Origin of the sequence: Afifella pfennigii DSM 17143 (assembly GCF_000688515.1) — a bacterium.
Taxonomy (GTDB): Bacteria; Pseudomonadota; Alphaproteobacteria; order Rhizobiales; family Afifellaceae; genus Afifella; species Afifella pfennigii.
Genome location: NZ_JHZK01000005.1, coordinates 104,387 through 126,245, shown reverse-complemented (window position 1 = coordinate 126,245; position 21,859 = coordinate 104,387). Strand labels below are relative to the sequence as shown.

General features: G+C 67.6%; 23 protein-coding genes. 15 read left to right on the top strand and 8 right to left on the bottom strand.

Features of this window, described 5'->3' with window-relative positions; all coding sequences use genetic code 11:
• Positions 1-4: 4 nt before the first annotated feature.
• Positions 5-988, top strand: a complete 984-nt coding sequence (gene denD, locus Q331_RS0106375) for a D-erythronate dehydrogenase (protein WP_026379992.1) — start codon at positions 5-7, stop codon at positions 986-988.
• 22 nt (positions 989-1,010) lie between these two features.
• Here denD and Q331_RS0106370 read toward each other — a convergent pair whose 3' ends face one another.
• Positions 1,011-1,934, bottom strand: coding sequence for a polyprenyl synthetase family protein (locus Q331_RS0106370; protein WP_084174826.1), 924 nt, complete (start codon positions 1,932-1,934; stop codon positions 1,011-1,013).
• Between the two features lie 20 nt (positions 1,935-1,954).
• Between Q331_RS0106370 and mtgA the strand changes: the two genes are divergently transcribed.
• The 4 genes from mtgA (at position 1,955) to Q331_RS0106350 (ending at position 6,523) form a co-directional block, all read left to right on the top strand.
• Positions 1,955-2,719, top strand: a complete 765-nt coding sequence (mtgA, locus tag Q331_RS0106365) for a monofunctional biosynthetic peptidoglycan transglycosylase (RefSeq protein ID WP_407637762.1) — start codon at positions 1,955-1,957, stop codon at positions 2,717-2,719.
• A 128-nt stretch (positions 2,720-2,847) separates the two neighbouring features.
• Positions 2,848-3,033: a 50S ribosomal protein L32 gene (rpmF, locus tag Q331_RS0106360; protein ID WP_026379989.1), complete on the top strand. Its 186-nt coding sequence runs from the start codon at positions 2,848-2,850 to the stop codon at positions 3,031-3,033.
• Between the two features lie 84 nt (positions 3,034-3,117).
• Entirely contained in the window at positions 3,118-4,701 is a 1,584-nt protein-coding gene (locus Q331_RS0106355; RefSeq protein WP_026379988.1) for a gamma-glutamyltransferase family protein, read from the top strand.
• A gap of 91 nt (positions 4,702-4,792) precedes the next feature.
• Positions 4,793-6,523, top strand: coding sequence for a bifunctional diguanylate cyclase/phosphodiesterase (locus tag Q331_RS0106350; protein WP_026379987.1), 1,731 nt, complete (start codon positions 4,793-4,795; stop codon positions 6,521-6,523).
• 26 nt (positions 6,524-6,549) lie between these two features.
• On the opposite strand, the gene phaR is transcribed toward Q331_RS0106350, so the two are convergent.
• Positions 6,550-7,131: a polyhydroxyalkanoate synthesis repressor PhaR gene (phaR, locus tag Q331_RS0106345; protein WP_026379986.1), complete on the bottom strand. Its 582-nt coding sequence runs from the start codon at positions 7,129-7,131 to the stop codon at positions 6,550-6,552.
• Positions 7,132-7,390: 259 nt separating this feature from the next.
• On the opposite strand from phaR, the gene Q331_RS0106340 reads away from it, so the two are divergent.
• The 5 genes from Q331_RS0106340 to Q331_RS24270 all read left to right on the top strand — a co-directional run bounded on the left by Q331_RS0106340 (position 7,391) and on the right by Q331_RS24270 (position 11,896).
• Entirely contained in the window at positions 7,391-8,566 is a 1,176-nt protein-coding gene (locus Q331_RS0106340; RefSeq protein WP_026379985.1) for an acetyl-CoA C-acetyltransferase, read from the top strand.
• A 161-nt stretch (positions 8,567-8,727) separates the two neighbouring features.
• Positions 8,728-9,453 carry an acetoacetyl-CoA reductase gene (gene phbB, locus Q331_RS0106335; RefSeq protein ID WP_026379984.1) on the top strand — a complete coding sequence of 242 codons (726 nt, stop codon included), beginning with the start codon at positions 8,728-8,730 and terminating at the stop codon, positions 9,451-9,453.
• A gap of 93 nt (positions 9,454-9,546) precedes the next feature.
• Positions 9,547-10,488, top strand: a complete 942-nt coding sequence (locus tag Q331_RS0106330; protein WP_026379983.1) for a YihY/virulence factor BrkB family protein — start codon at positions 9,547-9,549, stop codon at positions 10,486-10,488.
• Between the two features lie 332 nt (positions 10,489-10,820).
• Positions 10,821-11,564, top strand: a complete 744-nt coding sequence (locus Q331_RS24275; RefSeq protein WP_281173888.1) for a linear amide C-N hydrolase — start codon at positions 10,821-10,823, stop codon at positions 11,562-11,564.
• Positions 11,561-11,896, top strand: coding sequence for a linear amide C-N hydrolase (locus Q331_RS24270; RefSeq protein ID WP_281173887.1), 336 nt, complete (start codon positions 11,561-11,563; stop codon positions 11,894-11,896). The genes Q331_RS24275 and Q331_RS24270 overlap by 4 nt, the downstream gene beginning before the upstream one ends.
• 419 nt (positions 11,897-12,315) lie before the next feature.
• Here Q331_RS24270 and Q331_RS0106320 read toward each other — a convergent pair whose 3' ends face one another.
• Positions 12,316-12,768, bottom strand: coding sequence for a cupin domain-containing protein (locus tag Q331_RS0106320; RefSeq protein WP_026379982.1), 453 nt, complete (start codon positions 12,766-12,768; stop codon positions 12,316-12,318).
• A 3-nt stretch (positions 12,769-12,771) separates the two neighbouring features.
• Complete coding sequence (gene gloB, locus Q331_RS0106315) at positions 12,772-13,542, bottom strand: hydroxyacylglutathione hydrolase (RefSeq protein WP_026379981.1); 771 nt, start codon at positions 13,540-13,542, stop codon at positions 12,772-12,774.
• A gap of 139 nt (positions 13,543-13,681) precedes the next feature.
• Here gloB and Q331_RS0106310 point away from each other — a divergent pair, with 139 nt between their 5' ends.
• Positions 13,682-14,422 carry a class I SAM-dependent methyltransferase gene (locus Q331_RS0106310; protein ID WP_026379980.1) on the top strand — a complete coding sequence of 247 codons (741 nt, stop codon included), beginning with the start codon at positions 13,682-13,684 and terminating at the stop codon, positions 14,420-14,422.
• A 23-nt stretch (positions 14,423-14,445) separates the two neighbouring features.
• Here Q331_RS0106310 and metW read toward each other — a convergent pair whose 3' ends face one another.
• Complete coding sequence (metW, locus tag Q331_RS0106305) at positions 14,446-15,090, bottom strand: methionine biosynthesis protein MetW (protein WP_407637763.1); 645 nt, start codon at positions 15,088-15,090, stop codon at positions 14,446-14,448.
• A gap of 5 nt (positions 15,091-15,095) precedes the next feature.
• Positions 15,096-16,268 carry a homoserine O-acetyltransferase MetX gene (gene metX / locus Q331_RS0106300; RefSeq protein WP_051630716.1) on the bottom strand — a complete coding sequence of 391 codons (1,173 nt, stop codon included), beginning with the start codon at positions 16,266-16,268 and terminating at the stop codon, positions 15,096-15,098.
• A 131-nt stretch (positions 16,269-16,399) separates the two neighbouring features.
• On the opposite strand from metX, the gene pheA reads away from it, so the two are divergent.
• Genes pheA through Q331_RS0106285 form a run of 3 tightly spaced genes read left to right on the top strand, consistent with a single transcriptional unit; the run spans position 16,400 to position 19,263 of the window.
• Complete coding sequence (gene pheA / locus Q331_RS22930) at positions 16,400-17,233, top strand: chorismate mutase (RefSeq protein ID WP_051630713.1); 834 nt, start codon at positions 16,400-16,402, stop codon at positions 17,231-17,233.
• The gene (hisC, locus tag Q331_RS0106290; protein ID WP_026379977.1) at positions 17,230-18,315 is read left to right on the top strand and encodes a histidinol-phosphate transaminase; all 1,086 of its coding nucleotides are present in this window, start codon (positions 17,230-17,232) and stop codon (positions 18,313-18,315) included. Before pheA ends, hisC begins: the two co-directional genes overlap by 4 nt.
• Before the next feature lie 39 nt (positions 18,316-18,354).
• Positions 18,355-19,263 (top strand): prephenate/arogenate dehydrogenase family protein, encoded by a 909-nt coding sequence (locus Q331_RS0106285; RefSeq protein ID WP_034491249.1) that lies wholly within the window; start codon positions 18,355-18,357, stop codon positions 19,261-19,263.
• Positions 19,264-19,444: 181 nt separating this feature from the next.
• Here the strand turns inward: Q331_RS0106285 and Q331_RS20325 are convergent, their stop codons facing one another.
• Entirely contained in the window at positions 19,445-20,410 is a 966-nt protein-coding gene (locus tag Q331_RS20325) for a DUF2125 domain-containing protein (RefSeq protein ID WP_051630711.1), read from the bottom strand.
• A gap of 57 nt (positions 20,411-20,467) precedes the next feature.
• Between Q331_RS20325 and Q331_RS0106275 the strand changes: the two genes are divergently transcribed.
• Positions 20,468-21,016 (top strand): gamma-glutamylcyclotransferase, encoded by a 549-nt coding sequence (locus Q331_RS0106275; protein WP_026379974.1) that lies wholly within the window; start codon positions 20,468-20,470, stop codon positions 21,014-21,016.
• A 10-nt stretch (positions 21,017-21,026) separates the two neighbouring features.
• On the opposite strand, the gene Q331_RS0106270 is transcribed toward Q331_RS0106275, so the two are convergent.
• On the bottom strand, positions 21,027-21,803 hold the full coding sequence (locus Q331_RS0106270; RefSeq protein ID WP_026379973.1) for a lysophospholipid acyltransferase family protein: 777 nt from the start codon (positions 21,801-21,803) through the stop codon (positions 21,027-21,029).
• Between the last annotated feature and the right edge of the window lie 56 nt (positions 21,804-21,859).

Sequence of the window (21,859 nt, the reverse complement as noted above, 5' to 3'; positions counted from 1 at the left end):
CGCCATGCATATCCTGATCACCGGCGCGGCCGGCATGCTCGGCCGCAAGCTCGCCGAGCGGCTCGTCGCCGACGGCCATCTCGGCGGGCGTCCGATCACCAAGCTGACCCTGCAGGACGTCGAGGCGCCGCCCGTCTGGGGCTCCGAGGAGACGGCGATTTTCCCGGTTGCCGGCGACATCGCCGATCATGTGCTTGTGGAGCATCTCCTCGCCGAGAAGCCCGACCTCATTTTCCATCTCGCCGCCCTTGCCTCCGCCGGCGCCGAGGCGGAGATGGACAAGGGCTACCGCATCAATCTCGACGGCATCCGAGGCCTCCTGGAGACCATCCGCAAGGCGAACTATGCCCCGCGTCTCGTCTTCGCCTCCACCATCGCCGTCTATGGCGCGCCGCTGCCCGATCCGATCCCGGACGAGTATCCCGCCGCGCCGCTCACCAGCTACGGCACCGCCAAGGCCATCGCCGAGCTTCTGCTTTGCGACTATAGCCGCCGCGGCTTTCTCGACGGCATCGCCCTGCGCCTTCCCACCATCTGCGTGCGCCCCGGCGCGCCCAACGCGGCGGCCTCCGGCTTCTTCTCCGCCATCATCCGCGAGCCGCTTGCCGGCAAGCCGGCGGTGCTGCCCGTCGGCGAGGAGGTGCGTACCGTCTTCGCCAGCCCGCGTTCCGCCACCGGCTTCTTCCTCCATGCCGCAACGCTTGACACGGAGGCGCTCGGGACGCGCCGGGCTCTGCCCATGCCAGGCGTCAGCGCGACCGTCGGCGAGCAACTTGAGGCCCTGCGTCAGGTCGCCGGCGACAAGGCGCTCGCCCTCATTCGCCGCGAGCCCGACGACGGGATTGCGCAGATCGTCGCCGGTTGGCCGCGGGCGCTGGAGGCAAGACGCGCCCGCGAGCTCGGCTTTGTCGCCGAAGCGAGCTTTGCGGAGATTGTCGCCGCCCATATGGAGGACGAGTACGACGGCAGGCCGCCGATACTGGATTGAGGCAAGGCGCCTTTGAGTTGCGTCAGTGGCTGCGCTGGGCGATGAAGCGGGCGGTGGCGAGAAGAACCTCGGCCCGCTCGCCATAGGGCTCCAGCCAGGCCTCCGCCTCGCGCACCGTCTCCTCCAGGAGCTGCCGCGCCGCCGCCGGCCCCATCAGCGAGACCAGCGTCGCCTTGCCGGCCGCCGCGTCCTTGCCGGTCGCCTTGCCGGCCACCTCCGCGGAGGATTGGGTGTCGATGAGGTCGTCGGCGATCTGGAAGGCGCGGCCGATGGCGGCGCCGAAATGCCGCAGCGCCTCCCTCTCCGTTTCCCCGGCGCCGGCATAGGCGGCGCCCATCTCGCAGGAGACGGCGATGAGCGCTCCCGTTTTCATCGCCTGCAACTCCCTGACGGCAGGAGCATCAAGCTGGCAATGCTCGGCTGCAAGGTCGCGCATCTGCCCGCCGGTCATGCCGCCCGCTCCCGTGGCGCGGGCCAAGAGCAGCACGAGCTCGGCGCGCACCGCCGCATCGGCGTGCGTCTCAGGCTCGGCCAGAAGCTGGAAGGCGAGCGTCAAAAGCGTGTCGCCGGCCAGGATCGCGGTCGCCTCGTCGAAGGCCTTGTGCACCGTCGGCATGCCGCGGCGCAGATCGTCGTCGTCCATCGCCGGCAGATCGTCATGGACGAGCGAATAAGTGTGCAGGCATTCCACCGCCGCGCCCGCCGTGAGCGGCTCCTTCTCCGCCCCGAACAAAGCCGCCGCCTCCGCCATCAGGAACGGGCGCAGCCGCTTGCCGCCGGCCAGAAGCGCATGGCGCATGGCCTCAACCAGCCGCTCGGGCGCCCGGCCGACCTCAGAAAGCCTGTCGGCATTTATCAGCCGCTCCAGCTCGGCGTTCAGCCGATCCACAAAATCGGCGTGGCGCGGTAGGAAGCGGTTCGGATTTGTCTCACTTGTCGTCGGCATGGTTTTCAATCAGGCAGGGCATGACAGCAAGGAATGGGACCGCAAGGATGGCCGAAGAAGGCGGCAAGGCGCCACAGGGACCGAGCGGCACAGAACGACGCAGGCCGCGCCGTCGCGGCCGATGGCTGAAAAGGCTTGTGCTTGCCCTCCTCCTTCTTGCCCTCGTGCCTCTGCTTCTCATCCCGATCTACGGCGCCGTCAACCCGCCCGTCTCCAGCCTGATGCTGATCAAGCGCTTTGCCGGCGTCCCGATCGAGAAGCGATGGGTGCCGCTCGCCGACATCTCCCCCAATCTCGTCAATGCCGTCGTCATGGCCGAGGACGCCAAGTTCTGCAGCCATCGCGGCATCGATTTCGGCGAGCTCAAAGCGGTTCTGGAAGAGGCGCGCCGGGGCGGCGAGCTGCGCGGCGCCAGCACCATCACCATGCAGACCGTCAAGAACCTCTTCCTCTGGCCCGGCCGATCCTACCTTCGCAAGGCGCTGGAATTTCCGCTGGCGCTTTACACCGACCTCGTTCTGCCCAAGCGGCGCATTGCGGAAATCTACTTCAACATCGTGGAATGGGATCGCGGCGTTTACGGCGCCGAGGCCGCCGCCAGGCATTATTTCGGCAAGCCCGCCTCCGCCTTGAGCCGCGCCGAGGGCGCCCGTCTGGCCGCCACGCTTCCCGCCCCCCTGGAGCGCAATGCCGCACGCCCCGGCCCGGTCACCTCCGACCTTGCCCGCCTGTTTGCCCGTCGCGGCGCGGCGGCCGGTCCTTATGTCGGCTGTCTGGCGCAGTAATTTTCTCCGCCCGGCTGGTCAAAGGCGCTTGGAGCGGCTATATCGCGCGCCAAAGCGCCGAAGCCTGCCCCGCGCGGGCCGTTCGGGCATGGGCCAAGCGCCCTTTCGACCCATTCACGGAGCACGACATGGCCGTCCCGAAAAGAAAAACCACGCCGATGAAGCGCGGCTTCCGCCGTTCTGCGGATGCGCTGAAGGCACCGACCTATGTGGAAGACAAGGATTCCGGCGAGCTGCGCCGGCCGCACCATGTCGACCTGAAGTCCGGCAAGTATCGCGGCCGCCAGGTTCTCGCGCCGAAGGCCGGCCTCTGAGCCGGGCTCGCATCGCTTCTGAGATCGGGCCGGCCGCGTGCCGGCCTTTTTTGTCGCCCTGGCGCATGCGCCCGGTCTGAGCCCATGCGCGACTTCCAGAGCCCCGGCCGCTCCGCCGTCTATTCCCGCAACGGCATGGTGGCCACCTCGCATCCTTTGGCGAGCGAGGCGGGACTTGCCTGCCTGAAATCCGGCGGCAACGCCGTCGATGCGGCGGTGACGGCCATGGCCCTCGCCGCCATCGCCGAGCCGCATATGGTCGGCATCGGCGGCGATTGCTTCGCCCTTGTCAGCGAGCCGGACGGCAGCATCCACGGCCTCAACGCTTCCGGGCGGGCGCCGGCGACCGCCGATGCCGATAGGCTTCGCGCCACCGGCGTGACGGCGATCACGCCGGACATGGTGGAGGCCGTCACCGTTCCGGCCGGGCTTCGCGGCTTTGCCGCTCTCCTCTCCCGCTTCGGCCGCCTCGGCCTCGACGCGGCCCTGGCGCCTTCCATCGACCTTGCCGAGAAGGGCGTGCCGGTGGCCCCGCGCGTTGCCCACGACTGGGCGGGCCTTGCCCCGCGCCTGCACCGCGATGCCGGCGCGCGCCGCCATCTCCTGCCGACCGGCGAGGCGCCGAAAGTCGGCGACATCGTTCGCTTCCCCGCCCTCGCGGCCACCTTGCGCCGCATCGCCGAGGCGGGGCCCGACGCCTTCTACGCCGGGCCGGTGGGCGAGGATATCGTGGCGGCCATCGCCGCCCATGGCGGTGCCCTCACCCTGGAAGATCTCGCCGGCGCAAAGGCCGAATGGGTGGAGCCTCTGTCTCGCGCCTATCGCGGCCGCGAGGTCGTCGAGCTGCCGCCCAACGGCCAGGGCGCCATCGCCCTCCTCATCCTGGCCATCCTGGAGCGCTTCGACATGGCGCGCCTGCCGATGCTGGCGCCGGAGCGCCTGCATCTTGAGGTAGAGGCGGCCCGACTTGCCTATGGCGTACGCGACGCCTGGCTGGCAGATCCCGCCTTTCTGACCACCCCGCCGGCCGCGCTTTTGGAGGAGGGCTTCATCGACGGCCTCGCCGGCCAGATCGATCCGCGCCGCCGCAACCCGGCGATCCGCGCCGCCCCGCCGCCTCCTTCCGGCACGGTCTATGTCGCCGCCGCCGACGGCGAGGGCCGTTTCGTCTCGCTGATCGCCTCGCTGTTTCAAGGCTTCGGCTCCGCCATCGTGGCGCCTGAGACCGGCGTCGTCCTGCACAGCCGCGGCACCGGCTTTTCTCTGGCGGAGGGCCATCCCAACGAATACGCGCCCGACAAGCGCCCGCTGCACACCATCATTCCGGCGCTCCTGCGCCAGGACGGTCAGACAAGCGCCGCCTTCGGCGTCATGGGCGGGCATTTCCAGGCCATGGGTCACGCCCATCTTCTCGGCAACCTCCTCGACCACGACGCCGATCCGCAAGCGGCGATCGACTGTCCGCGGCTTTTCTTCAACGCCGAGCGCACCGTGCTGGAAACAGCCATGCCGCGCGCCAGTCGCGAGGGCCTCGTGGCCATGGGCCACGAGCTCGCCTGGGCGCCCGCCCCCCTTGGCGGGGCCCAGTTCGTGGGTCTCGACCGTGCCCGTGGCGTCCTTGTCGGCGCCTCCGATCCGCGCAAGGACGGCTGCGCCCTCGGCTACTGAAGGTTGCAGAAAAAGCCGCCACGCGTCTTAACCCAGGATTTATCAGCCTTTGGCACCTTGCGGGGGGCTTGTGGCCAGCGGGAACGACGCTTTGCCAGAGAAAGGTATACTGAAGAAACTGGATCCGGCTGAGGCCTACGTGCCGGACTTGACGCCCGTCGTGCGCGCCCATGCCGAGGATGACGGTCCGGCGCCGGGCGCCACGGCGCAGGCGATCCTGACGGAGATCGGCGAGACCGTCTACGAATGGGATCTCCTCAGCGACCGGTTGCGCTGGGCCAGCAACGCGGCGAGCGCCCTGGGCATCGCGGCGCTGAAGGACATCGTCACCGGCGCGGCCTTTGAGAAGCTTGTCGACCCCGATAGCCTGACCAACCGCACCCAGACGGTGCGCAGCGCCATCGCCATCGATTACGGCGAGGGCGTTCCCTACGACATCACCTATGCGCTGCTGTGCAAGGACGGCAGCGCCTCGCGCCGCATCTGGGTGCGCGACCGCGGCCGCTGGTATGCCGGCCGCTCCGGCGAGCCGGTGCTGGCCCGCGGTGCGGTGCGCATGCAGCCGCGCCAGGACGCGGAGGGCGTGCCGGCCCCGCCCGGCTGCGCTCTGCGGGATCGGGCCAATTTCCTGCGTCTTCTGGAAGACACCATCGTCGTCTCCCGGCACTACGAAGTGCCCTTCGTCCTCGCCCTTGTCTCCATCGACAATATCAAGCTGGCGAGCGAGACCTACGGCCCGCAGGTCATCGATCCGATGCTGAACGCCATCGCCCTCACCCTGTCGCAGACGGTGCGCGACACCGACATCACCGGCAAGCTGGGCGATGGCGAGATCGCCATCATCCTCAACCGGGTCGCTCCCGGAGAGGCGGAAACGGCGCTGCAGCGCCTCACCGAAAGCCTGAAGACGGCTTCCGTGCCGTTGCGCGACCGGGTGATCCTGCCCGTGGTCTCCGTCGGCGCGGTTTCCCTGGCGGGCGACGAGGCGGACAGCCTGCGCCAATGCCTCGACAGCGCCCGCAGGGCCCTCGCCCGGGCGCAGGAAGCCGGTGGCGGCCATCTCGTCCTGGACCGGAGCGATACGGCGCTGGCGCCGATCCCGGCGCAGCGTGGCGGCGAGGAGGTGGAGGAGCTGCTGGTCGCTCTGCGCGAGGGCCGTGTGCGTCTTCTGCCGCAACCGGTCCGCAGCGCTGCCAGCGGCGAGACAACCTTCTTCTGTCTGGAGCCGATCCTCATCGGCGAAGACGGCAAAGCCAAGTCGGCCGCCACGGCCCTTATGCGCGCCGAGGGCCTCGGATTTGCCCAGCTTGTCGATATGCGCCTCCTGCATCTGGCGCATGAGGCGCTCGCCGCCTCGCCGCAAGACCGCTTCTTCCTGAACGGCTCCCTCGGCGCCCTTTCCAGCGACGTGTGGCTCGCCAATCTGTCGCGCATTCTCGGCGAGGACGGAAACAACGCCGGCCGCCTCATCTTTGGTTTCCCCTTCGCCGCCCTGGTGCGCGACGGCGAGGAGCTTCACGGGCTGCTTGCCCGCCTGGGCGAGCTAGGCTGCGCCGTCGGCATCACCGGCTTCGACGGCCGCTTCTGGGAGCTCGGGCGCATGCATGGCGTGAACGCCAACTATGTCGGGATCGCGTTTTCCGCCCTCGCCAATCGTCTTCGCGCGGGCGACGACGAGACCTGGAAGCTGACGGCGGATTATCTCGCCGCCCTTGGCCTGACGGCCTTCGTCACCGGCGTGCCGGACAAGGCAACGGCGGAGCGTCTCGTCGCCGCCGGCTTCGATCTTCTCGCCAACGCCTCTTCGCCGCAGGAAGGCTAGCGCCGCCCCGGCCCGTTCCTTGCTGACTATTCCTTGCTGTCGCCGGCGATCGTATCGATGGTGCGCTGCATCTCGCGCAGCTGCGTGCGCAGCGCCTCGATTTCGCGCGCCTGCGCCTCCGGCGATTTGCTCGCCGGCCGGCTGCCGGCACCGCCATCGGGCGCGCCGAAGGGCGTGAACATCTTCATCGCCTCGGTGAACATCTCCATGTTGCGCCGCGCCTGCTCCTCCATCACCCCGAAGGCGTCGCCCTTGAAGGCGCGCGTCATCTGCTCGCGCAGCTTCTCCTGATCCTTGGAGAAGGCGGCGAGCGAGGTTTCCAGATAGCTGGGCACGAAGGCCTGCATGCTATCGCCGTAATAGCGGATGAGCTGGCGCAGGAAGGTGATGGGCAACAGGTGCTGGCCCTTGTTCTCCTGCTCGAAGATGATCTGGCCGAGCACGGCGCGGGTGATGTCCTCGCCGCTCTTGGCGTCGACGACCGCGAATTCCTCGCCGTCCTTCACCATGCGGGCGAGATCCTCCAGCGTCACATAGGTGGAGGTGCCCGTATGGTAGAGGCGCCTGTTGGCGTATTTCTTGATCACGGTCGGCTGCGCTTTACTCATGCGACTTGGGGCTCGTTCCAAAAGAGGTTGCAGGATAGGAGCGCCTTCTTCCTCCCGGCGGATAAGCCGGCAGGATAAGGAGATAACGCCGGCCTTGCCAAATTCTTTTTGCACTGCCGAATCGAGCCCACAAAGCCGCCTTTGCTGCCCCCGCCGGCGTTGACAGGTCAGCCCCCCGCGCTTTTTAAGATTGAACGAGCCGCCGCGCCTCGCCTCTCCTTCGGGGCGGCGCGTTTTCCCACCATCAGGAGGTGATCTCTTGTCCGCCATTGTCATTGCCAGCGCCGCGCGCACGCCCGTCGGCTCCTTCAACGGGGCCTTCGCCACCCTGCCGGCGCACCAGCTCGGCGCCGTCGCCATCAAGGGCGTGCTGGAGCGCGCCGGCGTTGCCGGCGAGGAGGTCGACGAGGTGATCATGGGCCAGATCCTCGCCGCCGCCGAAGGCCAGAACCCCGCCCGCCAGGCGGCCATGGCCGCCGGTTGCGCCAAGGAGACGACGGCCTGGGGCATCAATCAGCTTTGCGGCTCCGGCCTCAGGGCCGTCGCCCTCGGCATGCAGCAGATTAGCTGCGGCGACGCCGCCATCATCGTCGCCGGCGGCCAGGAATCGATGTCCATGGCTCCCCATGCCGCGCATCTGCGGCAAGGCGTGAAGATGGGCGACTACAAGATGGTCGACACCATGCTGAAGGACGGGCTTCTCGACGCCTTCAACGGCTACCACATGGGCATCACCGCCGAGAACGTCGCCCGGCAATGGCAGATCACCCGCGACGAGCAGGACGCGTTCGCCGTCGCCTCGCAGAACAAGGCCGAGAAGGCGCAGAAGGAAGGCCGCTTCAAGGACGAGATCGTCCCGGTGACGGTGAAGGGCCGCAAGGGCGACACGGTGGTGCAGGACGACGAATATATCCGCGCCGGCACCACCTTGGAGAAGGTCGCCTCGCTGCGCCCCGCCTTCGACAAGGAAGGCTCCGTGACGGCCGGCAACGCCTCCGGCATCAACGACGGCGCCGCCGCCGTGCTGCTCATGTCGGAGGCGGAGGCGGAGCGCCGCGGCGTCGCTCCGCTGGCCCGCATCGTCTCCTGGGCGACGGCCGGCGTCGACCCGGCGATCATGGGCTCCGGCCCGATCCCGGCCTCGCGCCGGGCCCTGGAGAAGGCCGGCTGGACGACGGAGGATCTCGATCTGGTGGAAGCCAACGAGGCCTTCGCCGCCCAGGCCTGCGCCGTCAACAAGGATCTCGGCTGGAACGGCGACATCGTCAACGTCAATGGCGGGGCCATCGCTATCGGCCATCCGGTCGGGGCCTCCGGGGCGCGCATTCTGAACACGCTCCTGTTCGAGATGCAGCGCCGCGACGCCAAGAAGGGCCTTGCCACGCTTTGCATCGGCGGCGGCATGGGCATCGCCATGTGCGTGGAGCGCCCCTGAGGGCCTTCGCCGCGACGATGAGGCGCCGTTGCAGGTGTAGCCAGGGAGACAGTCGCAAAGCTGAAAGACCGCACCGATAGTAAGCTGATCACGCCTTTATCGGCACAAGCGCCGAGGCGACCCGACAGAGGTCCCCGGCTTCCAAGAGGGGAAAAAGCGAGATGGGCAGAACGGCAATCGTCACCGGCGGCACGCGCGGCATCGGCGCGGCCATTTCCAAGGCCTTGAAGGAGGCCGGCCACCAGGTCGCCGCCAATTACGCCGGCAACGAGGAGAAAGCGAACGCCTTCAGGGAGGAGACGGGCATCTCCGTCTTCAAATGGGACGTCTCCGAGGAGGCCGCCTGTCGCGAGGGCATCGCCGCGGTGGAGGAGGAGCTCGGCCCGGTGGAGATCCTCGTCAACAATGCCGGCATCACCCGCGACGCCATGTTCCACAAGCTGAGCGGCGAGGCCTGGCGCGCCGTCATCGACACCAATCTCGGCTCGCTCTTCAACATGTGCCGTCCCGTCTGGGATGGCATGCGCGAGCGCGGCTTTGGGCGCATCGTCAACATCTCCTCCATCAACGGCCAGAAGGGCCAGATGGGCCAGGTCAATTATTCCGCCGCCAAGGCCGGCGAGATCGGCTTCACCCGCGCCCTCGCCCTGGAAGGGGCGAGGAAGGGCATCACCGTCAACGCCATCTGCCCCGGCTATATCGCCACGGAGATGGTGACGGCGATGCCGCAGGAGGTGCTGGACAAGCATATCCTGCCGCAGATCCCGGTCGGCCGGCTTGGCGAGCCGGAGGAGATCGCAAGAGCCGTCGTCTTCCTCGTCGCCGACGAGGCGGGCTTCGTCACCGGCTCTACCCTCTCCGCCAATGGCGGCCAATATATGGGTTGAGGCAACACAGCCGCGGCCTCCCGCTGCGCCTGCCCGCCCGTCCGCACCGCCGACGGCCTTGCCGGCCACGGCGGCGCGTGGTTGAGAGCAGCCATGCAGCAAGGCCGCAGCGATTTATCCTGGCCGTTATGGCTCCTTTACTGGGGCTGGCGCATCCTGCGCCTTATCTGGCGCATCAATATCAACGCCATCTCCGGCCTGTTGCGCCATGACGGCATCATGCTGGCGAGCGCCATCGCCTTTTCGCTGATCTTCGCGCTGTTTCCCTTCCTGCTCCTTCTCATCGCCCTTGCCGGCGCCTTCGGCGGCCAGGAGCTCGCCGACTATCTGACGCGCGAGGCCTTCCACGTCATGCCCGAGCACATGGTCAAGACCATCGAGCCGGAAGTGCGAAGGGTGCTGAACACGCGCACCGGCGGCCTCATCACCCTTGGCCTGCTTGTCACCCTCATCTCCATCACCGGCGCCGTGGAGGCCGTGCGCGAGGCGCTCAACAAGGCCTATCGCTGCGCCGACGAGCGGCATTTCCTGGAGCGCTACGGCGGCAGCCTCGTCTTCGTCTTCCTCGGCATGGTGTTCCTCATCGTCGTCTCCGCGCTCGCCGTCGCCCTGCCGATCTGGCTCGCCGTGGTGCGCGCCTGGTTCCCGAACCAGGGCTTCTATCAGGAGATGATCGTCCTTGGCGGCCGTGTCCTGCTCTTCCTGGTGATGGTGGCGATGCTGACGGCCGTGCATGTCTTCCTGCCGGCGAATCACAGGCGGGTGCGCGTCATGGCGGCGGGCGTCATCCTGACGGTGGCGCTGTGGTGGATCTCGGGGCGGATCTTCTCGCTCTACATCGGCGCCTTCGCCAATTACGCCGCAACCTATGCCGGCCTCGGCGGCATCGTGGCGCTGATGTTCTTCCTCTATATCCAGGCGCTCATCTTCCAGTACGGCGCCGAGCTCAACCGCGCCATCGACGACGAGATCACCGACTACAAGGAAAGCTGGATGATGCGCCGCCAGCTCCGCCTGCCGTTCGGCCGCCGCTAAGACACATTTTCCAGCCGGCACGCGGCGGGCGCCTTTCGCCTCAGCCCGCCGGGTCGCAATCGGTCGGCGCGAGCGCGAGCCCCTTCAACCGAAAGCCCGGCGCCACAGGGCGGTGCCGGCCCCACCCGGCTCCAAAATCACACTCCCTTAGGAAAGACCGGGTTAGACCAGCTGTTTCGCGCCAAGCGCCGTGTCGGAGTTGCGGCAGGGGCGATGTTTCGCTTGGCTTGGGCTTTTCGCCGGCCGAAAGCTCAACAACGAGGACTCGAACGCGGCGCCTCATCTCGGAAAGATGAAACCAGCGTCCCATCAGAAGCTTAAGAGTATCTACGATGAAATACAAAGCCTATAAGTCACGACGTCTTCAAACGCCATTCGCCTGCGCCTTCGCGGCTATGACGCTATTTGCCGGCCAGCACGCCGAGGCCTGCACCCGCCTGATCTATGAAACGGGCACCGGCACGTACATAACCGCGCGCGGTATGGACTGGAACGACGCTGCCGCGCCAACTGCGCTCTGGGTGTATCCCAGAGGCATGGAACATGATGGCGGTGTCGGAGAGAACCCCATTACGTGGACGTCCAAATACGGATCGGTCTTCGCCTCGTTTTACGACGCGGCGAACGCCGACGGCATGAACGAGGCTGGTCTGGTCGCGAACATCCTGTACCTCGCCGAGTCCGATTTCGGCGACGCGGCCGCGACCGGAAAGCCGACCCTGTCGGTCGGCGCGTGGGGCCAATACTTCCTGGACAAATATGCGACTGTGGAAGAAGCCGTCGCAGACATGCAGGATCCCCCGTTCACGGTCGTCGCGCCGCTCTTGCCGAATGGTCGCCCTGCCGCGGTGCATCTTTCGCTTTCCGATGCGAGCGGCGATTCTGCGATCTTTGAGTATATCGACGGCGAACTCCACATCCATCACAGCCGCGACTACGACGTGATGACCAACTCGCCTGCATTCGAGGAGCAGTTGGCGCTGGTCAATTACTGGAGGATTATTGGAGGAGATCGGTTCCTACCTGGCACGATCAACGCCGCAGACCGCTTTTTGTGCGCACGGACTACCTCTTGAAAAGCACACCGAAGTTCGATGACGAAGACTTGGCGCTGGGCGCGGCGTTCTCCGTCATCCGTTCGGTCGGGGTGCCGGTCGGGATGGAAGATCCCAACCACCCCAACATCTCCATGACGCTGTGGCGGACCGTGGCCGATCATGAAAACAGCACCTATTACTTCGAGTCTGTTCTCTCCCCGTCCGTGCTCTGGGTGGACTTGAACAACATCGACTTCGCGGAAGGTACGGGCGCGAGGACGATCCCCCTTGGACGGGAGACGAGGCTTGCGGGCGAGGTCTCCGCGAAGTTCGAGCCGGCGGAGCCTTTCGCGTGGCTCGCGGGAGAATAGTCCTCAAGACCGGCACCTTTTAACGGGGCCTGTATCGCCGCCGCTGCGGACAGCATTGCGAGCCGGTCATGCACCGGCGGCGACAATCAGGAAGAGGCCACGACCCGTGGCAATCATGAAGCATCCGGGTTGAGGAGACGGCCTGGCCCGCGACCGGGCTGGAATGGCTCGCCTCGCCGGGCTCGGCCTGATGCCCGTCGGCGCCGCCTTCGATGTCTGGGATATCGATTTATCTGGGATATCGACATCAAGCGCGTCGACATCCAGCTTCTGGGCGCGGCGAGCTACGCCGCGCCGCTCCTTCCAACGCTCATTCCCATCCTCGCCGGTTACGGTGAGGCGACCGCGACCATCGCCCTTGCCGCGCTCTTCATCGCCGGCGGAGCGCTTCCGGCGGCCCGCGGCCGGCGCCTTTCGCCTCAGCCCGCCGGATCGAAATCGGCCGGCGCGAGCTCGAAACCCTCGAACTGAAAGCCGGGCGCCACGGTGCAGCCGACGAGGCTCCAGGCGCCGAGGCTCGTCGCCGCCTGCCAGGCGCCGGCCGGCACGACATGCTGCGGCCGCTCGCCGGCGGCAAGATCGGCGCCGAGAAGCCAGCGCTCCGGCGCCTCGCCCTCCTCCACCACGTTAAGGGCGAGGGGTGCCCCGGCGTAGAAATGCCAGATCTCGGCCGCGTCGACCCGGTGCCAGTGCGAGCGCTCGCCGGCGGCGAGCAGGAAATAGATGGCGGTGCCGTGCGCCCGTCCGTCGCGCGCGGCCGGATCGCGGAAGGTCTCGCGAAAATGCCCGCCCTCCGGATGCGGCTGGAGCCCGAGCAGGGCAATGACCTCATGGGCGCTGAGCGCGCCGCAAATCCGCCCCCCTTCGCTCATGGCTCAGAACCTGTCCTTGCGCTGCCGCAGTTCGGCGAAGACGGCGGCGGGCTCCGCCCCTTCCATGCCGAGCGCCTTTTGCAGCTGTGCATCGTCGGCTCGCAGGAAGGGATTGGTCGCCTTCTCCACCGCAATGGTCGTCGGCAAGGTCGGCTTGCCCTCTTCGCGCAACGCCTCGATCTCGCGCTTGCGCTCGGCGAGCGCCGCGTTCTCCGGATCGACGCTGGCGGCGAACTCGGCGTTCGCCAGCGTGTATTCGTGGCCGCAATAGACCTTGGTGTCGTCGGGAAGCTCGCGCAGCGCCTTCAGCGACGCCCACATCTCTTCCGGCGTGCCCTCAAAGACCCGCCCGCAGCCGAGCGCGAACAGCGTGTCGCCGACGAAGGCGAGCTCGTCCTGCGGCAGGTAATAGGCGACGTGATCCAGGGTATGGCCCGGCGTGGCGATCACCTCCACGCGGCGCCCCGCCCAGGTGAAGCTCTCGCCTCCGCCCACCGTCTGATCGTAGAGACCGGTCGCCGCCGCGCTCTTGCGCGGGCCGATGGTGCGCGCCGAATAGGATTCGCGCAGCGCCGGCACGCCCTCCACATGGTCGAAATGCTTGTGGGTGACGAAAATATCCGTCAGCCCCCAGTCGCGCTCTTTCAGGGCGGCGGCGATGGAAGCGGCCTCCGGAGCGTCGATCGTCACCGTCGCGCCGCTGTCGGGGTCGTGCACCAGAACGGCATAATTGTCGGAGCGGGCGGGAAACTGGACGATTTCGAGTGGCGCCAAGGCCATTCTCCTTTTTGCGTTGACGTGGGCTTGGGCTGATTGGGTTGGCGTCGCCGGCAGTATAGGGCGATATTTGGTGTCATGAAGCCGTGGCACAAAGGCCACGCACGGCAAGGCGGAAGAGGTTCAAGGCGCAACCATGCATGTCGACGTCGCCGAACTGCGTGACTTTTATGCCGGCCTTCTTGGCCGCATGGTGACGCGGCATATCCGCGAGGCCTTGCGCACGACGATCGACGTCTCGCCCAGCGACCGCATTCTCGGCCTCGGCTTTGCCACGCCCTTTCTCGGCCCGCAACTCGGCCGCGCCGAGCGCGTCCTCGCCTTCATGCCGGCGCCCCAGGGCGTCCTCGACTGGCCGCCGGGCGAGCTCTCGGCGACCGCGCTGGTGGAGGATACCGCCCTGCCGCTCCCGGATGCGGCGGTCGATCTGGCCATCCTCGTCCACGCCCTTGAGACCTCCTCGCGCCCGCCGGAGCTGATGGCCGAGCTTCGGCGCGTTCTGACGGCAAACGGCCGCCTCTTCCTCGTCGTGCCGAATCGTCAGGGCGCCTGGGCGCGTTCCGATACCTCGCCCTTCGGCTATGGCAGGCCCTATTCGCGCAGCCAGCTCCGCTCGCTGCTCGGCGAGACCGGCTTCAACGTCGTCTCCTGGGCGACGGCGCTGCATATGTGGCCGACCAAGCAGCGCTCCCTGCTCAGCCTGTCGCCGGCGATGGAGAAGATCGGTCGTCATGTCTGGCCGGCCTTTGCCGGCGTCACCTGTGTCTACGCACAGAAATCCACCATCGCCGCGGTGACGGCAAGGCCCAGGCGCCGCTTCGCGCCCGCCCTGGAGCCGGCGCTGCAGCCGGGGGTCGGCATGGTGGACGCGGCCTGAGCGCCGGCAGGTCCTGACGCGTTCTAAAACATCTGCGGCTGATGGCGGCTCAGGACGAAGACCGCCTGCTCGCCGAGAAGGTTCCACACCGTCCAGGAAGCGCTTTGCGTCAACCGGTGGCCGTTGCCGAACAGGCAGACGGCATCCTCGATCTTCGCATCGAGCTCCTCCGTCAGGCCGAGAAAGTCCTTGATGGTGCAGAAATGGATGTTCGGCGTGTCGTACCAGCTATAGGGCAGGTTGGAGGTGATCGGCATCCGCCCCTGGCTGATGAATTGCAGGCGGATGCGCCAATGTCCGAAATTCGGAAAGGAGACGATGGCCCTTCTGCCGATACGCAGGAGGTCCTCCACCACCGTGCGCGGATTGCGCGTCGCCTGCAGCGTCTGGCTCAAGATGACGAAGTCGAAGGCGCCGTCCGGATAGGTGGCAAGGTCCCGGTCGGCATCCCCCTGGATGACGGAAAGCCCTTCGGCGACCGCCTGGTTCACCCCGCGCTGCGACAATTCGATGCCGCGCCCGTCCACGCCCTTCTCCCCCTGGAGCAGTTTCAGAAGCGCGCCGTCGCCGCAGCCGACATCGAGGACGCGCGAGCCCGGCGTGACGAAGGAGGCGACGACCTCAAGATCGACGCGCTCCGGATTGGCCGCCATGGTGGCAAGCTGCATGTCGCTCACGGCTCAAGCCCCCTTACCCGCGCCGCGCCGCGCAGGAAGCCGGAGACGGTGCGGAAAAGCTCCGGTTCGTTAAGCAGGAAGGCGTCGTGGCCGCGGTCGCTCTCCACCTCCACGAAGGAGACATTGGCGCCCGAGGCGTTGAGCGAATGCACGATGGAGCGGTTCTCCGAGGTCGGGAAAAGCCAGTCGCTGGTGAAGGAGATGACGCAAAAGCGCGCGCTCGCCCCGCGGAAGGCCTCCGCCAGCCGTCCGCCGTAATCCTTGGCGAGATCGAAATAGTCCATCGCCCGCGTCAGGTAGAGGTAGGAATTGGCGTCGAAGCGCTCCACGAAAGTCATGCCCTGATGGCGCAGATAGGATTCGATCTGGAAATCGGCGTCGAAACCGAAGGTGAGCGCTTCCCGGTCCTGTAGGTGCCGGCCGAACTTCCTGTGCAGCGCGCTTTCGGAGAGATAGGTGATATGCGCCGCCATGCGCGCCACGGCGAGGCCCTTCCGGGGGCTTTTGCCCTTGTCGAGATACTGGCCGCCGCACCATTCCGGATCGGCCATCACCGCCTGGCGGCCGACCTCGTGAAAGGCGATGTTCTGCGAGGTATGGCGCGCCGCCGTGGCGATCGGGATGGCCGCGAAGATGCGGTCCGGATAGCTGGCCGCCCATTGCAGCGCCTGCATGCCGCCCATGGAGCCGCCGGTGACGGCGAAGAGTTTCTCGATGCCCAGCGCGTCGATGAGCCGCGCCTGCGCGCGCACCATATCGCGGATGGTGATCACCGGCAGATCGAGCGCATAGGGCGCCCCCGTCGCCGGATTGACCGAGGCGGGACCGGTGGAGCCCATGCAGCCGGCCAAAACGTTGGCGCAGATGACGCAGTAGCGGTCGGTGTCGATCGGCTTGCCCGGCCCGACCATCAGCGACCACCAGCCGTCCTTGCCGGTGACCGGATGCTGGTTGGCCACATGCTGGTCGCCCGTCAGTGCGTGGCAGACGAGGATGGCGTTGGATTTGTCGGCGTTGAGCTCGCCATACATCTGATAGGCGAGCTGAAAGCCCGGCAGTTCGTCGCCCGCGTCGAGTTCCAGCGTCTCCGCAAAGCTCATGCAGAGACTGGAAGGCTTCTCCACCTGCAGGGCGGCAGGGGAGGCATGGTTCGGCACGCCGGCACTCATCAAGCACGCATCCTTGTGGGTGAGCGGCTTAGGAAGCGCGGCTCTTGCATGTCAATCTTTTCTTTGCGTCCCGCATCCTGGCTCGCTAAGGAGCAGCCAGCATCATCTCGCCCCCGACGACCGGATAGGAAATGAGCGCCATGGGCCCCGGGGCGCTGGCCGAAATCCGCCAGCGCATCGACACGATCGACGCCGATATTCACCGCCTCCTGATGGAGCGCAGCGCGGTGGTGGACGAGCTCATCCATATCAAGGGCACCAGCGCGCCCGCCGCCGCCTTCCGGCCGGACCGCGAGGCCCATATGATCCGCGCCCTCGTCATGCGCCATCACGGCATTCTGCCGCTGGCGACGGTGGAGCATATCTGGCGCGAGGTCATCTCCACCTTCACCGCCATGCAGGCGCCCTTCCGCATCCTCATCGGCGAGGCGCCGGACCGCGCCGCCTTTCAGGATCTGGTGCGCTTTCAATTCGGCTTTTCCGTGCCCGCCGAGGAGGCCGGAAGCGACGACGAGGCGCTCAAGGCCCTGCGCGCCGATGAAGGCCTCATCGCCATCTTCTCCCCGCATTCGGTTTCCTGGTGGCAGGGCCTGCGGCCTGAGGACGACATTCAGGTCTTCGCCCGCCTGCCCTTCATCATCGCGCCCGAGCATCCCGTCCAGGCCGAGGCCTACGTCGCCGGCCCGCGCCTTTCCGTGCCGCCGGAGGCCGATATCAAGCTTGTGCGCATGCGCGCCAAGGGCGCCTTCGCCAAGACGCTCGCCGCCTTCAACGGCCGTGTCGTCGCCAGCTCCGGCGACCACATCCTGGTGGAGATGCCGGGCGCGTTGACACAAGAAGAACTGAGCGCCGAGGGCGACAAGCGCGGCGCGGAATTCGCCGAGCCGGTGCTCATTGGCTCCTTTGCCGCACCGATCCATTTCGTGGAGACGGACGCGGCGGAAAGCGAAGACGAACGCGTATGACCGGCCCCATTCCCCGCAAGGGCGTCCTCGACATCGCTGCCTATGTGCCGGGCGATGCGGGCGCCGAGGATCGCAAGAGCCACAAGCTCTCCTCCAACGAGACACCGCTCGGCACCAGTCCGGCGGCGATGGAGGCCTTCCGCGCCATCGCGGACAAGCTGCATGTCTATCCCGACGGCTCGGCGGAAAAGCTGCGCCAGGCGATTGCCGCCGTGCACGGCCTGCATGCGGAGCGCATCATCTGCGGCAACGGCTCCGACGAGCTTCTGACGCTCGCCGCCCAGACCTTCCTGTCGCCGGGCGACGAGGCGATCTATTCCGCCCATGGCTTCCTCGTCTACCGCATCGCCATCCTCGCCTCCGGCGCGACCCCCGTCATTGCCCCGGAGAAGGAGCTCACCGTCGATGTCGACGCCATCCTTGCGCGGGTGAGCGAGAAGACGCGCCTCGTCTTCCTGGCCAATCCGAACAACCCCACCGGCACCTACATCCCCTTCGACGAGGTGAAGCGGCTGCATGCCGGGCTGCCCTCTCACACCCTTCTCGTCGTCGACGCGGCCTATGCCGAATATGTCCGCCGCAACGATTACGAGAGCGGCGTGGAGCTCGCCGGCGAGGCGCCGAACGTCTTGATGACGCGCACCTTCTCCAAGATCCATGGCCTTGCCGGCCTGCGTCTGGGCTGGGCCTACGGGCCGGCCGCCGTCATCGACGCCATGAACCGCACACGCGGACCCTTCAACGTCTCCGCCGCGGCGATCGCCGCCGGCACCGCCGCCATCGCCGACCGCGCGCATGTGGAAGCGGCCGTCGCCCATAACGAGACCTGGCTGCCCTGGCTGACGGCCGAGCTGACCAAGCTGGGGCTCACCGTCACGCCGAGCGTCGGCAACTTCCTCCTCGTCCACTTCCCCGAGACGCCAGGCAAGGGCGCCGCACAGGCCGATGCGCTTTTGCGCCAGGAAGGCTGCGTGCTCAGGGGCGTCGCCGGCTACGGCTTCCCCAACGCGCTCAGAATGAGCGTCGGCACCGAGGCGGCGAACCGCAAGGTGGTGGAGACGCTGGCGCGCTTCCTCGCCTGAGCGACCACCTTGGCCTGACCCATCACCTTGTTCGACCCCATGTTCCAGCGCCTCGCCCTCATCGGTATCGGCCTTATCGGCTCCTCCATCGCCCTGCGCGCCCGCAAGGAGGGCCTGGCCGAACACATCGCCGTGCAGAGCCGGCGCGCCGAGACCGTTGCGACGGCGCGTCACCTCGGCCTCGGCGACAGCTACACCACCGACCCCGCCGAGGCGGTCGAAGGCGCCGATCTCGTCATCCTGTGCGTTCCCGTCGGCGCCGTCGGCGCGCTCACCGAGGCGATCGCGCCGCATCTCGCCCCCGGCGCCACCGTCTCCGATGTCGGCTCGGTGAAGAGCGCCGTCGTCGCTGAGATGGCCCCGCGCCTGCCTGAGAACGTGCATTTCGTCCCCAGCCACCCCATCGCCGGCACCGAGCATTCCGGCCCGGAGGCGGGCTTTGCCGAGCTCTTCGAGGGCCGATGGTGCGTCCTCACCCCGCCGCCCGGCACCGATGCGCAGGCGGTGGAGAAGCTGTCTGAGTTCTGGCGCCGGCTCGGCTCAAGCGTGGAGGTCATGGAGCCGCACCACCACGACATGGTGCTCGCCATCACCAGCCATGTGCCGCATCTCATCGCCTACAACATCGTCGGCACCGCCGCCCATCTCGCCGAGGTGACGGAATCGGAGGTGATGAAGTTCGCCGCCGGCGGCTTTCGCGACTTCACCCGCATCGCCGCCTCCGATCCGGTGATGTGGCGCGACATCTTCCTCAACAACCGCGAGGCGGTCTTGGAGATGCTCGGCCGCTTCAACGAGGATCTGACGGCGCTGCAGCGCGCCATCCGCTGGGGCGACGGCGAGACGCTGTTCAACCTCTTCACCCGCACCCGCTCCATCCGCCGTGGCATCATCGAGGCCGGCCAGGAGACGGCCGATCCCGATTTCGGCCGCCACAAGAAGAGCTGACGCCGCCGGCTTTCACCGCACCAGACTAGCTCCCCTCTGCTGTCGTCATGGCCGGGCTCGACCCGGCCATCCACGCCTCGGCGCGCCAGGCTGCGCATGGGGGCGAACGGCATGCGTCGCCGCCCCCGCCTGAGAGACGACGCCGCAGTAACTTCGGCGGCAGCCGCAATCCCGCGAAAAATCAGTAGAGCGGCGGCACCCGGCCGAGATTGAGGAAGGCGATACGCGCCGCGCCGTTCTCCAGGCTGACGGTGAGCTGGCGCGCCGGCGCCCCCTCGACCGTGACCGGCACGCCGAGCCCGCCGATGGCGGCGAGCACCAATTGCATCGGCTCGCGCAGCCCGTCCGGCAGGCCCTCCACCCGCTTGGCGATGGCATCGACGCCGGTCACCGTCACCGCCAGCCGTCCGGAGAGGATGCCGTTCGCATCGACGCGCAAGGGCCCCTCGGCGAGGATACGCGCGCCGTCGAGCCGCCATTCCGCCTGAAGGTCGCGCGCCTCCAGCCCCGCCTGGCGCCAATGGGGAACGCCGGCAAGGAGCGCCTGCGGAGGCCCGGCGAGCCGCGCCTTGACGATGACATCGCTCGCCGGCAGGGCAAGCTCGCCCTGCGTGATCCGCAGGCCCGACATGGCGAGGTCGAGGGCCGTCTCCTCGCCGCTTTCCGCCGCCGAGACCTGCCCGAAGCCGCTCCGCGCCGAGGCGGTCAGGCTCCCCTGCCCGGCCGTCGCCTCCACGAGGCGCAGCTTGAAGCGCGGCTCTCTCAGCCCGGTGGCGAGGCGCGCCTCCTGCCAGGTCAGCGTCAGCGGCGCGGCCAGGAACGGCGCCGAAAGCGTCAGCGGGCTTTGAAGCGCCGTCTCCACCTCGCTCGGGCGCTCCGCCCGCGCCACGGCCAGCAGCGCCGGCGCCTCAGCTTCCAAGTCGGTGGAGACGAGACGCACCGGCCCCTCGCAGGCGAGCGTCAGGCGGAAAGGATAGCCGCCGATGCGCCGGTTCGGGCAGGAGATGGCGACCTCGTCGCTCGCCTCGCCGGCGAGGAAGGCGTCGACTTCCCGCTCCGCATAGGAGGCGAGCGCCCACCAGCCGGCCGACCAGAGCCCAGCAAGGACGAGAAGAACGGCGATGAGGGTGAAACCGGTGCGTCTCATTTCCACTTCCTTTCCGCCGATTGCAGCGCCGCGCGGCACCTGCTAGCCGGAACGGATATGCATGAAGCTTCCGAATACGCCGATTTCTGGGTCTTCGGCTACGGCTCCTTGATGTGGAACCCCGGCTTTCCGCATCAAGCCGCCGAGCCGGCCCTGCTTGTCGGCGCCCATCGCTCGCTCTGCGTCTTCTCCTGGGTGCATCGCGGCACGCCCGAGCGGCCCGGCCTCGTTCTCGGCCTGGACCGGGGCGGCTCCTGCCGCGGCCTCGCCTTTCGCGTGCGCGGCGCGGACCGGCCGGAGGTGGTGGAGTATCTGCGCGCCCGCGAGCAGGTAACCAATGTCTACCAGGAGCGCTGGCGGCCGATCGTCCTTTCCGGCAGGCGCCGCGAGAGCGCCCTCGTCTATCTCGTCGACCGCTCCCATGCGCAATATGCCGGCGTGCTCGACGCCGAGCACCAGCTCGCCATCGTGCGCGAGGCGGCCGGCAAATCCGGCCCCAACCGGGAATACGTGCTGAGCACGGTGGCGCATCTGCGCGACAGCGGCGTCAGGGATGCGCATCTTTACTGGCTCGCCGGCGCCCTCGCCGAAGAGGAAGGCGCGTGAAAGGCGGCCCTTACGCCTCCGCGTGCCTCTCCTTCGCCTGCTCGCTCGCGGCGATCGGGCGCGTGGCCGGGTCGCGCTCGAAGGCCTCGGCGATGAGGCGGTTGGAGGCCTCCTCGATCGCCGTTGTCAGGCGCTCCTGAAAGACGGCGGAAGGCAGGCCCGGCTCGATCGGCGGCAGCACCTGCATGCGCACGGTGCCCCGCACATGCGCGAAGGAGCGTCGCGGCCAGTAAAGGCCGGCATTGAGGGCCACCGGCACGACCGGCACGCCGAGTTCCTTGTAGAGATGCACCACGCCGTAGCGGTAGCTCGGCTCCGCCAGGGGCGGCCGGCGCGTGCCTTCCGGGAAGATGATGATCTGGTAGCCGCGCCGGGCGCGATCCTTTCCGTGCACAGCGATGGAGGCGAGCGCCTTGGAGCGGCTGCCACGGTCGACCGGGATGTGGCCGTATTTCTTCAAATACCAGCCGAGCAGCGGGATCCACATGAGTTCGCGCTTCAGGATATAGGCCGGCTTGTCCAGCATATAGACGAGCCGCATCGTCTCCCAGGTCGATTGGTGCTTGGCGGCGATGATGCAGCCGCCCTCCGGGATGTTCTCAAGACCCGTCACCTCCTCCCCGATACCGGTGATGAGCCGGTGCCAGAACAGCGAGGAGGCGGTCCAGAACTTCGTCACCCAGGTGCCGTAGCGCTCCGGCAGGAGGAGAAAGGGCGCAAAGGCGAGCGCCTGAACGGCGAAGTTGAGATAGAAGACGACGTTGAAGAGAAGCGTGCGCGCGAACATGGGGCCATCCCGCTGAAGCGGGCTTTCGAGTGGCCTGCCCGGCCGCCCGCGTCAAG

Coding starts and splice junctions, on each gene's coding strand:
- denD (WP_026379992.1), top strand. CDS start 5: ATGCATATCCTGATCACCGGCGCGGCCGGCATGCTCGGCCGCAAGCTC.
- Q331_RS0106370 (WP_084174826.1), bottom strand. CDS start 1,934: ATGCCGACGACAAGTGAGACAAATCCGAACCGCTTCCTACCGCGCCAC.
- mtgA (WP_407637762.1), top strand. CDS start 1,955: ATGACAGCAAGGAATGGGACCGCAAGGATGGCCGAAGAAGGCGGCAAG.
- rpmF (WP_026379989.1), top strand. CDS start 2,848: ATGGCCGTCCCGAAAAGAAAAACCACGCCGATGAAGCGCGGCTTCCGC.
- Q331_RS0106355 (WP_026379988.1), top strand. CDS start 3,118: ATGCGCGACTTCCAGAGCCCCGGCCGCTCCGCCGTCTATTCCCGCAAC.
- phaR (WP_026379986.1), bottom strand. CDS start 7,131: ATGAGTAAAGCGCAGCCGACCGTGATCAAGAAATACGCCAACAGGCGC.
- phbB (WP_026379984.1), top strand. CDS start 8,728: ATGGGCAGAACGGCAATCGTCACCGGCGGCACGCGCGGCATCGGCGCG.
- Q331_RS0106330 (WP_026379983.1), top strand. CDS start 9,547: ATGCAGCAAGGCCGCAGCGATTTATCCTGGCCGTTATGGCTCCTTTAC.
- Q331_RS24275 (WP_281173888.1), top strand. CDS start 10,821: ATGAAATACAAAGCCTATAAGTCACGACGTCTTCAAACGCCATTCGCC.
- Q331_RS0106320 (WP_026379982.1), bottom strand. CDS start 12,768: ATGAGCGAAGGGGGGCGGATTTGCGGCGCGCTCAGCGCCCATGAGGTC.
- Q331_RS0106310 (WP_026379980.1), top strand. CDS start 13,682: ATGCATGTCGACGTCGCCGAACTGCGTGACTTTTATGCCGGCCTTCTT.
- metW (WP_407637763.1), bottom strand. CDS start 15,090: ATGCAGCTTGCCACCATGGCGGCCAATCCGGAGCGCGTCGATCTTGAG.
- metX (WP_051630716.1), bottom strand. CDS start 16,268: ATGAGTGCCGGCGTGCCGAACCATGCCTCCCCTGCCGCCCTGCAGGTG.
- pheA (WP_051630713.1), top strand. CDS start 16,400: ATGAGCGCCATGGGCCCCGGGGCGCTGGCCGAAATCCGCCAGCGCATC.
- hisC (WP_026379977.1), top strand. CDS start 17,230: ATGACCGGCCCCATTCCCCGCAAGGGCGTCCTCGACATCGCTGCCTAT.
- Q331_RS0106285 (WP_034491249.1), top strand. CDS start 18,355: ATGTTCCAGCGCCTCGCCCTCATCGGTATCGGCCTTATCGGCTCCTCC.
- Q331_RS20325 (WP_051630711.1), bottom strand. CDS start 20,410: ATGAGACGCACCGGTTTCACCCTCATCGCCGTTCTTCTCGTCCTTGCT.
- Q331_RS0106275 (WP_026379974.1), top strand. CDS start 20,468: ATGCATGAAGCTTCCGAATACGCCGATTTCTGGGTCTTCGGCTACGGC.
- Q331_RS0106270 (WP_026379973.1), bottom strand. CDS start 21,803: ATGTTCGCGCGCACGCTTCTCTTCAACGTCGTCTTCTATCTCAACTTC.